We start from the raw sequence: 13162 nt of genomic DNA, 5'->3' as shown, positions 1-13162 counted from the left end.
GTCATTAATGTAGGAGTTCATAACAAATGAGACTCAAGAGGCCTCGAGAATATGAGAGTGAATATAGTGCAAAGGAGTGAGGCCTTTCGCGGCGCGATGAGGCCGATAAGAATTATACTTTGAGACAGCTTGAGAGAGCTCAAAGCGCATAGAAGCTATGGAATCAGCCAGGAGGTTGTTTTGGTTGTAAAATTCCTCCCGGAATATTCGATTTCCCCGCTCAACGCCGCCGTTGTAAGTGGGCTTTTGGGGGGGCAGAACAATCAGCGGAATTCCAAGTTCTGCACAGGCTTCCTCAAATTCCGCCATAAATTCAGATCTTCCCTCAACTTGAATGGATTGAATTTTAAAGGGGGCCTGCTTTACAAACTTAAGCAAGAAGCGTTTGGCGCTTGAGCTCTTGGCATGGGCATACACACTCGCATAGATAAATTTCGAGCCTCTTTCCCAAGCCTGGAAGTGCTTGAAACAGATACCATTTTTGGTGACTGTCATATGGTCAATCTGAACCCGCTCACCAAGCGTCATCGTTTTATAATCCTTGAAAGTCCAAGGTTTTGCATGGCTTTTAAATTGTCTTTTTCTTTTTGTTCTCAGGGCGGAGGGTGATTTTTGCACAAGCCCCTTGTTTTTGAGGGAGGTCAGGATACGGCCGACGGTGCTTTCGCTCAGGATTTGCCCATGGTCTCGCTTGAGAATGATGGCGATTTTCTCTTTGCCATAGGTGGGATTTTCGCGGCGCACTTTCACAAGCTGAAGTTCTGCCTCTCCCCAGTGCGGTTTGTTGAGATTTCGTGGCTTTTTTGAAGGGGGAACACTCCCTTTGTTAAGGTCCTTCAGGATCTTCTTGTGGCGATAATAAGTTGCGCGGGACATCCCGCAAATGTCTTGGCACCTGGAATCACAAACGTTTTCAAATTTGAGTTTTTTCCAACGCCTCACGCCGTCTTCATACCGTTTGCGATAGACGTCCAAACAGTCTTGTGTACGCGCATATGCATAAAGCCTATGCTTATTTTTATGTAATCCGTGGATCCTCATCCAGGCCTCCATCAATAGGTTTTTTAGATTTCCTATTCTTGAGGCCTGGTTTGGGTGTGGCAAAAGGCCATTGCATAATTAATAAAAATTCCAACTGAGGTCCTGAAAAGCTAATTTTTGAGTTTTTTAAATTGAGGGGGATGATATTTTTCTTCGTCTCTTTGTTCTTTTTTTGCTCAAATACTCACTTAACTCGCCTGATTTATCCATAAGCAACCTTATTTGTGGCCTTTAAGAGGTTAAAGGCTATGGCTTTTAGGGCCATTTGTCCTTGAACTTTGGGTGTTGTAAAATAGGATGCTCTCGTGAATTTGAATTTTCGTTTTAAGGTTCCAAATCCTTGTTCCACCCTATATCGAATCTTCGAAATCATCCGGTTAAATACTTTTTGCCAATGGGTTAAGGGCTTATTTCTTTTCGCTTTCTCCATCAACCCGTTCTTAATCCCCTTAGACCTCAGCAAGTCTTTGTTTCCTTGGGAAGCATACCCTTTGTCTCCATAAAGCCTCTTATCTCGACGCTTCTTCACAACCTCTTCCAACTCTCTCACTTCAGAGACATGCGCAGGCGTCACGTGAACCTGATCAATATATCCGTCCTCCTGGTCAATGACCATAAAGCCTTTGTACCCAAAATAGCTCCGTTTCCCCTTCTTAAGCCATGTGGCATCTGGATCTTTGGAAAGGGTTACCTGCTCTTCAACAGCATATTCCTTGTCTTCTTCACGATCAACAGCCATCCCCTCCATTTCTTTCCGAGGACGTGCCGCTGATTCGATAAGCGTCGCATCTATAATCGCTCCTTGGGATTCTTTCACTTTTAATCCCTTTTGTTCTAGTTGATAATTGATCATTGCAAGGAGGTATTCCCAAAGGTTTTGACTGATCAACAAGTTGCGAAATCGACAGAGCGTCGTATGATCAGGCACCTTTTCCAACCCCGTGATGACCATAAAGTCCAACCGAACCCTCAAGGCTTCTTCCAACCCCTCATCGCTTAAGCTATGCCAAGCCTGCAAAATCAACGCCTTCAGTAAATTGACTGGTACGTACCCATTGGGGCCATAGCCAGATCTTCCTAGTTTCCCCATATTTTGCTTTACACTCTCCCAGTCGATAAGGCTAAAAGCTTGGATAAGTTGACTGTTCTTTAAACGCTCTCTGGCTTCACGATTTAAAAAGGACATTTTCGATCACTCCTGCTTTTCGGACTTTCCTCAGTATATCCTTTCTCTCCTCATCCCTCAATTATGCAATGGTCTTATTGTGTCAGGTGTTAAAATTGTCTTTTTCTTTTTATACGCGCATAAAACCATGGGGCTTGTCCCATGGATGAAGCGCCCCTCATATAATTAGTGATATGAGGCAAGCGCAGCTTGAACTTGGCCTTTAGGCCAACGAGATACCACGGGGCTTGCCCCGTGGAGGTTCACTCACGATTTATATAGGACTTTCAAACAAAGAAGATTTGAACATCTGAATGCCATTGATGTCGCCTTTTTAACAAAACATCATTAAACTGTAGAATGTAGAAATGCTATATATGAACCCGTACAATATCTCTTTGATTTAAAATCTAAATTAGAATGTTTTCTTGAGACAAATTTTTTCATGAAATGCCCTTGATCCCAAAATCACATATCGTTGATTTTATTTAAAAAATATCATATTCATATTCGTATTCGTATTCGTATTCAAGATCTTTACCTTATAATCACTTTTGACAAATGAAGCTCTTTGGTGAGGTGTTTTTGAAGACTTTCAAGGCCATCTTCAGAGGCAGACTCACAGCGGGCGACAAGGACATCCTGTGTATTGGACGCTCTCAAAAGCCACCAGCCTTGGGGTGTTTGCACGCGGATACCATCGATGTCTGAATAGGAAATTTGTGATAACTTGAGACGGGCTTTAATTTCTTCAGGTACCAAAAACTTACGCTCATTGGCACATTCAAATCGTATCTCAGGCGTTGCGTGCATTTGAGGAACTTGGTCATAAAGTGTGTCCAAAGTCGTTCCCGAGTGGCTCACAAGGTCAATGAGTCTTAAGGCCGCATAAATGCCGTCATCAAAACCATAATAACGATCGCGGAAAAAGAAATGGCCACTCATCTCACCGCCCAAAGGAGAGTTGATCTCTTTCATTTTGGATTTGATATTGGAATGCCCGGTTTTCCACATGAGTGGAACGCCGCCTGCAGATTTGATCATATCAAAGACCGCTTGGCTGGCTTTGACATCGCCAATAATCGTGCTGCCGGGATGAGTTTTGAGGGTGCCTTGTGCAAAAAGCGCTAAAAGTTGGTCACCCCAAATAATCCGCCCTTGGCTATCAATAGCGCCTAAGCGATCGCCATCTCCATCAAAGGCAATACCAATGTGGGCCGATTTTTCGGCCACAGTTTTTTGGAGATCGAGAAGATTTTTCTCAACGCTGGGGTCTGGGTGATGGTTGGGGAATTCGCCATTGATCTCGGTGAAAAGAGTATGGGATTTGCAAGGTAATCGTTTGACGAGTTTTTCAAGAATCTCGCCACTGGCACCATTTCCGGCATCCCAAATGATTTTAAGTTGAGGATCAAAATTGAGGTCTTGTGTAATGCGATCTAAATAGGCTTCTTGAATATCGCAGTCTTCATAACTTCCCCCTGATTGCCGGAAAGGCGAGAGATTTGTCAAAGCTTGAATGTCTTTTCCATAAAAAGGCGCGGTCTTGAGCGTGAGTTTAAATCCATTGTGATTGGGGGGATTGTGGGAGCCTGTGACCATAATGGCTGCGTCGGCTTTCAAATGATGCTCACCGAAATAAGCGAGTGGTGTGGGGCCGATGCCTAATCTAAAAACATGAAGGCCTCCTGTAGCCAATCCTTCGACCAAAGCCCCCTCGAGGGCGGGTGAGCTTATCCTGCCGTCCCTTAAGGTGACGATGGATTTTCCACCGGCATTGCGTACGATTTGGCTATAAACTTGACCCAAAAGATAAGCATCATCATGCGTAAGGGTTTCCTGATAAATGCCGCGGATATCATATTCTTTTAAAATAATGGGATGAAATTTGTGTGACATTAGGCAGCAACCTCAGATTGAAGTGATGAAATCCAGGCATCGGATCTTCCGACCGAAATATAATTCAGACCCTGCGCATTGATTTCTTCGGGCTTATAGATGTTTCTTAAATCAATTAACAACGGCGCACGCATGCGTTTGGAAAGACTTGCCCAATTGAGGCCTCGGAATTGATTCCACTCTGTTAAAATAAGAACGGCATCCGCATCTTGAATGCAAGACTCAACTGTTTCGGACCACTCTACATTTTCAAGTTGCTTTTGCGCTTCAGTCATCCCCACGGGATCAAAAGCTGAAATAAAGATTCCTTCTTTTTGAAGCCCTGGAATAATGGTCAAACTGGGAGCTTCCCGCATATCGTCCGTATTGGGTTTGAAAGTCACGCCTAAAACGGCAATTTTTTTGTTTTTAAGGTCATCTTTAAAGATTTCTAAAATTTTGGAAACCATGCGTTCTTTGCGGTTTTGGTTGCCTTTGACTACAGATTCAACAATGGTCATGGGGGCATTATGAAATTGAGCCGTTTGAACCAGGGCCAGTGTATCTTTGGGAAAACAAGATCCGCCATAGCCAGGACCTGCATGTAAGAAATGCTTCCCGATGCGCACATCAAGACCAATCCCTCGGGAGATATCTTGAACATTGGCACCCACTTTTTCACAGAGATCTGCGATCTCATTAATGAAGGCAATTTTGGTGGCCAAAAATCCGTTGGCGGCGTACTTAATCAGTTCTGCCGTCTCAAAATTCGTGAAGAGGAGAGGGGTTTCCAGAAGGAAGAGGGGACGATAAAGGGCTCTTAAAACGTCGCGCGCTTTAGCATCTTCCGCACCGGCTATAATACGATCCGGGCGCATGAAATCATCAATGGCAGAGCCTTCACGTAAAAATTCAGGATTGGAGGCAACAGAAATTTCAAGATCAGGACGTAGTTCTTTCAGACGTTTTTGAATTTCACGACCTGTGCCGACAGGAACTGTGGATTTGGTAATGATAACGCACGATTTGGTAAGGGTTTTGGCAATCTCATCGATGGCTTCATAAACATAAGTTAAATCTGCATGCCCCTCGCCCCGTCGAGAAGGAGTACCAACTGCAATAAAAATGGCCTCAGCCTCATGAAGGGCACTTTTGAGATCCGTCGTAAAATGAAGATTTCCCGCATCAATATTCTTTTTCACAAGGTTTTCAAGGCCAGGCTCATAAATGGGTATTACGCCTGTTTTTAATGCCTCAATTTTGCCCACATCTTTATCCAAACACGTGACGTGAAAACCAAAATCAGCAAAACATGTTCCAGAGACAAGGCCAACATACCCCGTTCCAATCATAGCAATTTTCATACGGCAACCTTTTTGTTGTAAAAATTAATGAGTCTTTGCGTGTGATAACGAAGATCATTTCGGTCCAAAGCATAGGCGAGGGTGGCTTCTAGCATGCCTTCCTTGCTTCCACAATCAAAGCGCGTGCCTTCAAAAAGAAGACCTGAGAGGTTATCCCCTTGAATTGTGCGGGCAATCGCATCTGTAAGCTGAATTTCACCGCCTTTACCGGGTTCTTGGCTATTGAGTGTCATCATCACGTCATAAGATAGAATATAGCGGCCAATGACTGCATATCGAGAAGGGGACTGAAGAATTGTGGGTTTTTCCACAAGACCTTTTCCAAAAATGCAGTTATTTTGAGTTTTAGAAACGTCAAAGATTCCATATTTGCTGACGTCTTGCTCAGGCACTTCCATCACGGCCATCATAGACCCTTGATGGGGATAAGCCTCAATCATTTGCTTTAAACACGGTGTTTGGCTTTTAATGAGATCATCGGCCAAAATGACCGCAAATGGTTCGCCTTCATCGATCAAATGGCGGGCACACCAAACCGCGTGCCCCAAACCCAATGGTTTTTGCTGACGGACATAACTGATTTGCCCAGGACCTGGAACGAAGGACCTCACTTCTTCCAGCTCCTCAAGTTTCCCCCGCTCTTCTAACGTATCTTCAAGCTCATAAGAATGGTCAAAATGATCTTCAATGGCTGTTTTTCCACGGCCCGTTACAAAAATAAGTTGCTCAATGCCCGAGGCCAAAGCTTCCTCAACCGCATATTGTATTAACGGTTTATCGATGACAGGAAGCATTTCTTTAGGCATAGCCTTGGTTGCCGGTAAAAACCGGGTTCCCAAACCGCCTACGGGGAAAATGGCTTTTCGAATGTGTTTGGACATGTTCTTACGACCTATATTGATTCGCCCGGAATTAACTTTGAAGTCAACCTAGTAAAATTTGTCTCAAATATCAATTTTTTTGTTTAATTTTTTCGATTAATAATTCGCGGGCTTGGTTGAGCTGTTGGGCAATATATTTGGATCCGCCGTGATCGGGATGATTTTTGGCAATCAGGCGGTGGTAAGCCGCTTGGATTTCAGCCTCAGAGGCGTCTTGTGAGATGCCTAAAATTTGAGCCGCCTCCTCGATGCCCATATCTTTTGGGAGAAATTTTTCTGGAGATTTTCGGAAATATCGACTGATTTTGGGGGCATAAAGATAAACGAGGGCTAACGCCGCAGCCGCCACAAATCCGATGCGTTCAGTCAAAACACAATAAATTCCGAATAGCACCAATAAAAGCGTTAGTGTGAATTTAAAGGAACTCTCAAGGGTTTTGCGATCTGCTTCCTTTAATTTCAAAACCAACCAAAATAAGAGAATGGCGCCTAAAATCGCCAATAATAAATAAGGCATCAGACAGCAATTTTGGTTTTGAGTTCAGGTAAATTAATCATGCTTAAAAGACTGCGAAGCTCTTGTCGTGCTGTTACGTGAGAAATGCTCATATTTTCCCCCAAAGCTTCCAAATCAAGAAGGGTCAATCCTGACAAAAATAGCTCGCGAAAAATCACGCGCTCCCCAAATCCTGGATAGTAACGGAATCCCAAGCGTTTGGAGAGTTTACTTAAAACTTCTTCCATATGTTCTTTGTTTTTGGCTTTGATGCTACTTAATCGATTTCTGAGGACGATCCAATCAATCGAGCCTCCATCAGCAATAGCGCGACGCTTTTTTTGCTCCCAGACCATCTCAGCATAAGTGCTGGGCCGTGAGCTTTCGACAGAACCATCTTTAAGGCGGACCAGCATGTCGAGATCAATAAAACTATCATTAAGTGGTGTAATTAATGTATCGGCGCGGCTGTGTACAAGGCGTGAGAGATACATGTCGCTACCAGGCGTGTCGACGACGATGAAGTCATTATTTTTAAGGGCTTCAAAGGTTTCCATTACGTGCTTTTCATCTTCAGTCTCAGCCTCAGGTTGTGAGGGGTTAGTACTTTTGTGGATGGACTTGTGCTCTGGCATGGGCAATTGTCGAGACATAGCGTTTTGTGTGGATTGACGATTTTCCACATAGCGGGTCAAAGTACCTTGCCGTGCGTCCACGTCTATACTTCCTACTTTGTATCCGGCATGAAGCAAACTCATAATAAGGTGCATGCTTAAAGTGGATTTTCCCGTTCCCCCTTTTTCATTTCCTAAAACAATGATGTAAGGCGATTTTGTGGAAGCTGACATGATGCGATAAGTTCCTCTCAATAGAAATAAGTGGTCCCATCATAATCAAAAAGCCAATTGAACTCCAGAGGGGATTTAGCATAGTAGTTTATAAAAGTTACAGAATGAAAGTGAGTACAACACGAGTTACGCAGTTTGCAGCAAAAGGGTGGGAATCTAAGCGAAAGACATGAGTTTTGTTATTTCTCTAGAGATATCATGCTTAATAACATCCCACTGCTGCTGATAAAAAGAGAAGCCTCCAGCAAGTCGTCTTTTAAATCTTTGAATCCAAGCCGAAATGGCAAGAAATATATGATTTCTTTGGGCTCGTCCCGTGCGAGACTGACAGCGTTCAAGACCGCATGTTTGCTTTAATTCCCGATGATAAACTTCGATTTTCCAACGCGATTTCATGACCAGTTCAATATGATCACGAGAGGGATTATCCCTATTGGTTCCGATATAATCCGTGCGACCGTTTTTGGCAACAAACCGGAAAACAGTAATCCATCCATATCCGCGTAAGTGAACTTTCAGTCCTTCATCTGGAATGTCCAGCTTTTCAAGAGTTTCTCCACGATTCACTTTCCTGTTTTTCTTCAACCCCATCACCCATGTCCAGCCTATGGATTCAATGGCCTTCAGATTATTCAAGCTCGAGTACCAAGCGTCTGCAACCACGTCATCCGGATTTATCCCTCTGTCTTGAGCCAGCTTTAACATTTCCCTGAAATGGTCATTCTTGCTTTTGCCATCGCTGGCTTTATCATAAATACGATAATCAACAGGAATAGAGTCATGACTCCTCAGGCCATGCCATACCAAATTGACAAGACCTATCCCCGCAATAACATCATGGGCATTCCCAGAATACTGATAATGCACAAGCTCTATCTTCTCGCTCCGATTTTTATCCAAAATTGTATCGTCACATACTAAAAAACAAGGTTCTTTCTTGTTAATAAGAGATTGAGTAAGATTCCACACTCCGCTCGGACGCAATGCACTAGAACTCAACCATCGATTGACGCTGTCATGCGACAATGGAATCGGTGACACCTCCGAAAGTGCCAACCCTGAATAGCGCACACTGCTGGCTTGTAAAAATGAACGATAAAGTGATTTTGTGCATTTGTGTCGAGACATCATTTCTTCTCATTTAATAAATATTCCCTCTCACCTTATCTCTTCTCTCTTCTCCTGCAAACTGCGTAACTCGTGTACAAGTAAGGCGGCTTGACCTATCCTGCTAAGTCTGTGAAGAGTTCCAATTGCCACAACATTTCTCGTTCGGTCAAAGGAAACTCAGTGCCATTTCTGGGATAGAGCACTTTTTGCCCCGTCATTTTGGCCATACGTTTTTGAACCTCAAGTCCCAGACGAGCGGAAAGTCCGCCGCGCCAAATGAATGACATCAAGGCTTTGGCATGCTGCATTGTGATGGCTTTTTGAACGGCCTCATAAGGTGCTCGCGCCATAATCGCAATGGCGCCCGTGACGTAGGCCTGCTCACCCTTGAGGAGCGCTGATTCTATAAATTCTTCAGTTAAGCTGCCTTCTAAATAATCGTATTTGGCACGCTCATAAGGGCTGAGGGGATCTTGAGGGGTTAACTGGAGGGCATCAAAAATTTCATTTTCAATTTCACCTGAAAGAACGCGTTCTTTAATTACACCCAGCACATCATTCATGGCAGAAGGCGCAATATGATTGCGTGATACAAGCGTTTTTAAAAGTGTACCTGAGATCACAAGAGCTAATCGCTTGATGGTGGTTTCTGGAAGCCCTCCACGGGCGGCCAAGGGCTCTTGCCAATCAGGATGTGTTTGAACTTTGTCGGTAATGACGTCATAGGCGTCTTGGCTGAGTTTTGCACCGATATTAGAAAGAAGCATACTCACCGCCAACTCATCTTCTTGATGCACGATTTCATCGCAAACTATCTCTTCAATCTCATGTCGCTGGGCAATTGCAGGTGTGATGTGTGGTGCATTTTTCGAATGACGTACCATATTTTTTAAATCCTGACTTTTTAAAACAGGTGAGTATTTTAAGAGGGGTACAGAAACGTCTGCATCCGGATCTTGTGCCAAAAGAAGGGCAAGTTTATGGGATAACTCCGAAAGCATTTTCACAGCCCTCGCTAAAAGTCGTCTGATTTTTGAAGACGGATCATGGGCAAAATTTTCGATGATGTGATTGGCGGCTTCTTTTTTGCGCGGGTCATTCAAAAAACTTAAATCGGAAGTCTCTTTAAAGAGTTTTTCAGCGACTTTTTCTCGAACAGTTGTATCAGGGTCTTTGGAAAGAATTTCGTCCGCCTGGATCGGGGTTACTGAATTCTGGGCCACATTAAGGCGAACACTTGTTTCAGGATCTTGGGCTAAAAAATAGAGAATCTCAGGAGGTGTTTCCAGTTGCCCTGCAATTTCTGTACGCTCTTCCCTCGTCCCCGAATGCGCAATTTTTTTCGCACGCTCATAAGAGTGAATCTGATTTTGAAGGGTGGGATTTTGGCGCAAAACGCAACTCCGCCACGTTATATTTAGGAAAGGCTATCATAATTTCGTTAAAAAACCAATAATAATAGGCAATGAAATTAGATAATATCAGTTTTAGAAAATTATTAACATAATAAAAAAAGTATTTTTACCCCCGCGAATGCGTGGATGACAGCGGGGGGACTTTACTGAAAATCGCATAACTTGATATTTTGACAGGTTTGGAATTCGAAATTAAAATCCCTTTCTCTTACGCTGCAATGACTTGGAATTGGTTTACATCCACAAGACCATAATCCGTGATTTTCAAATGAGGAATCACAGGGAGGGGGAGAAACGCCAGCTGTAGGAATGGCTCATTGAGTGGGCATTTCATCTTCTCTTTAACGGTGCTCCGTAAATGCCGCAGGTTTTCTTTCACCACTTCAAGCGGCTCGAATGACATGAGGCCTGCCAAAGGAAGAGGCATTTCAGAAAGAACTTGCCCATTTTGAACGGCTACAAATCCGCCCTCAAGTGCAATAATACGATTCACGGCAATGGCCATATCTGCGTCATTAGTCCCCACAACTGTAATATTATGAGAATCATGGCCCATACTGGAAGCCAAAGCGCCTGAGGAAATTCCAAATCCTTTCACGAATCCACGTCCAATATTTTGGTTGGTGCCATGACGGGCAACAACAGCAATTTTGAGAATATCTTGGGAAAGATCTCCGAACTTTTGACCGTTCTCAAAAGGTAAGGTGAGAATGAGGTGATCGGTCAGAAGACTGTTGGGAATCAGACCAATAACGGGACCTTCTGGACTTTGGGAATGTATAATAAAATCTTCGGCTTTTACGGGAGCACGCTGAATAGAATTGCGACCAATTAACGCAAGCGGTGCCGCTGCATGTTGAATTTGGCTTAAAGGAGTACCTCTTTTGATCACAGTATGAACGCGACACTCTTCTAAATTTTCAAGAAGCACAATATCTGCCAAATGCCCTGGGGCCAAAAGTCCGCGATCTTTCAGACCAAAACCAAGCGCGGCAGACCAAGTGGCTGCTCGATAAACGGACATAAGGGGCGCTCCATTTTGAATAGCTTTTCGAATCATGTAATCGATGTGCCCCTCTTCTGAAATATCGAGTGGATTGCGATCATCGGAACACAGAGCCAAAAACGGGGAATGAAATGGCGTGAGAAGGGGAGAGAGTTCTTTTAAATCCTTGGAAGCGCTTCCTTCTCGAATAAGGACTTGCATCCCTTTGGAGAGTTTTTCATAAGCCTCTTCATAAGAGGTGCTCTCGTGGCAATTCTTGATCCCACAGGAAATATAGGCGTTCAATTTCTTGCCGCGCACGAGAGGACAATGCCCGTCAATATGTCGATCGGAAAAGGCTAAGAGTTTATCAAGAACAACATCATCATGAGATAGAAGCCCTGGATAATTCATCATTTCAGCCAAACCAATGACGGCAGGATGATCTTTGTAACGTGCTAAATCCTCGGCTAAAAGATCGGCTCCTGACGTCTCAAGAGAGGTTGCTGGAACACAACTGGAGAGCTGTACAAAAAGATCAATCGCCACTTTTGAGGAGGCTTCAAGAAAATACTCAAGGCCAGACTTGCCCAAAACATTGGTAATTTCATGGGGGTCACAAATAGCCGTTGTAGTGCCGTGAGGAAGGACACATCTGCTGAATTCATAAGGTGTTAAATGAGAACTTTCGATATGAACGTGTGTGTCGATGAAACCTGGAACCGCATAAAGACCCGTCCCATCAATTTCAAGATGGCCCTCATAATTTTCGTAAATACCTACGATTTTCTCATCACAAACGGCAACGTCTGAAGGTGTGATCTCTCCCGTAATAACATTCACAAGGGAGCAGTTTTTAATCACCAGGTCGCACTTTTGGCGACCTAGTGCACTGTCAATTTGTGATTTTAGTTTTTGTTTTGTGATCATTTTTCACCATCAATGATACAAAAACAAGGGTACTTTAGCTTTTTGAATAAGCCCCTTCATTGTAGATCCTGTGAAAAATGAAGCGATTCCACTGTGCCCATAGGCTCCCAAGACAATCATTCCGATATTAAGTTCTTCTACAAGGGTCGACATAATATTCCAGGGCTTTTCTTTGCTTTCGATACCGTGAACTTTTGCAGCAACGCCGTGACGTTCACAAAGTTTGTGAATTTTTTGAGCCTGCCTTTCCGCATCTTTGCCATTGTGATTAATGGAGAGAATATGAACGTCTTTATCTTTATGGATTTCGAGAAGAAGTGCCATGTGAATTGCACGGGCCGCGGCTAAACTTCCGTCATAGGCGAAAATGATGTCTTTGCCGAAAGACTCCTCAGGAGGAGTTAAAATAATAGGGAGAGGGCTGTCTTTCAAAAGTTGTTCGACAGAAACCGCCATGCCGCGCAAGGGGAAGAAGTGGAAATTGGCATCTCGTCCTAAGATTAAGATATCATGAGAGACAATGGCTTTTTCAATTTCTTCTGCGGGGAATCCTTCGGCGTCAATGATATGATAATTGCATTGAGCTTCTTCGGCCGCTTTTTTAAATCCGGCCTCAAGAGAGTGAACGCGACGTTTGGCATCATCTAAAAGTTGGGTATCAAGCTCAACTTTAAAAGCGGCAGCACCCAAAGGAACAGCTTCTGGGGCTGTGATCCAAGGCTCATCCAACACACCAATTCCTGCAATGTGTGCATTGAGTTTTTTGGCCATGCCAATGGCGAGTTTTTGGGCCGATGCACTGGCGGTTGATTCATCCAGAGCCAATAAAATGCTGCGAATCATGATAATTTCTCCTCTGTTTTTTATTTCTTAATTAAATGTTAACACTTTTAGAAATTTTGGGAAAGGAAAAGGCGTTAATTTATCCGGAGTATGCCAAAAAGATAATTTTTGCGTTGTGTTCACTTGAGAAAGATCCTGAAACAAGTTCATGTCAACATATCTAACTGATTTTATTAACTAAATCTCAATATCTTCTTGAGGAAAAT

11 protein-coding genes are annotated in these 13162 nt (G+C 43.5%); all 11 read right to left on the bottom strand.

The annotated features are described in order from the left end of the window. Positions 1–33: 33 nt before the first annotated feature. Positions 34–1041, bottom strand: a complete 1008-nt coding sequence (locus Bealeia2_RS06785; protein WP_338453542.1) for an integrase core domain-containing protein — start codon at positions 1039–1041, stop codon at positions 34–36. Between the two features lie 202 nt (positions 1042–1243). Next, positions 1244–2227: an IS5 family transposase gene (locus Bealeia2_RS06780; protein ID WP_331255236.1), complete on the bottom strand. Its 984-nt coding sequence runs from the start codon at positions 2225–2227 to the stop codon at positions 1244–1246. Positions 2228–2743: 516 nt separating this feature from the next. Further along, entirely contained in the window at positions 2744–4105 is a 1362-nt protein-coding gene (gene pgmG / locus Bealeia2_RS06775) for a phosphoglucomutase/phosphomannomutase PgmG (RefSeq protein WP_331256305.1), read from the bottom strand. After that, a complete protein-coding gene (locus tag Bealeia2_RS06770; RefSeq protein WP_331256304.1) occupies positions 4105–5448 on the bottom strand; it encodes a UDP-glucose dehydrogenase family protein in 1344 nt (447 codons plus the stop codon). The genes pgmG and Bealeia2_RS06770 overlap by 1 nt, the downstream gene beginning before the upstream one ends. Then, positions 5445–6329: a UTP--glucose-1-phosphate uridylyltransferase GalU gene (gene galU / locus Bealeia2_RS06765; RefSeq protein WP_331256303.1), complete on the bottom strand. Its 885-nt coding sequence runs from the start codon at positions 6327–6329 to the stop codon at positions 5445–5447. Before galU ends, Bealeia2_RS06770 begins: the two co-directional genes overlap by 4 nt. Before the next feature lie 70 nt (positions 6330–6399). Continuing rightward, positions 6400–6846, bottom strand: coding sequence for a DnaJ domain-containing protein (locus tag Bealeia2_RS06760; RefSeq protein ID WP_331256302.1), 447 nt, complete (start codon positions 6844–6846; stop codon positions 6400–6402). After that, positions 6846–7673 carry a division plane positioning ATPase MipZ gene (locus tag Bealeia2_RS06755; protein WP_331256301.1) on the bottom strand — a complete coding sequence of 276 codons (828 nt, stop codon included), beginning with the start codon at positions 7671–7673 and terminating at the stop codon, positions 6846–6848. Before Bealeia2_RS06755 ends, Bealeia2_RS06760 begins: the two co-directional genes overlap by 1 nt. 156 nt (positions 7674–7829) lie before the next feature. Then, positions 7830–8801: an IS701 family transposase gene (locus Bealeia2_RS06750; protein WP_422388038.1), complete on the bottom strand. Its 972-nt coding sequence runs from the start codon at positions 8799–8801 to the stop codon at positions 7830–7832. A gap of 95 nt (positions 8802–8896) precedes the next feature. Then, positions 8897–10177, bottom strand: coding sequence for a DUF2336 domain-containing protein (locus tag Bealeia2_RS06745; protein ID WP_331256300.1), 1281 nt, complete (start codon positions 10175–10177; stop codon positions 8897–8899). Between the two features lie 229 nt (positions 10178–10406). Then, positions 10407–12113 (bottom strand): adenine deaminase, encoded by a 1707-nt coding sequence (ade, locus tag Bealeia2_RS06740; RefSeq protein ID WP_331256299.1) that lies wholly within the window; start codon positions 12111–12113, stop codon positions 10407–10409. A gap of 9 nt (positions 12114–12122) precedes the next feature. Then, complete coding sequence (locus Bealeia2_RS06735; protein WP_331256298.1) at positions 12123–12956, bottom strand: universal stress protein; 834 nt, start codon at positions 12954–12956, stop codon at positions 12123–12125. Positions 12957–13162: the final 206 nt, after the last annotated feature.

This window comes from Candidatus Bealeia paramacronuclearis, from assembly GCF_035607555.1.
GTDB lineage: Bacteria > Pseudomonadota > Alphaproteobacteria > UBA9655 > UBA9655 > Bealeia > Bealeia paramacronuclearis.
Note: the sequence above shows the minus strand (reverse complement) of the source record. Positions and strands in the feature narration are given on the sequence as shown.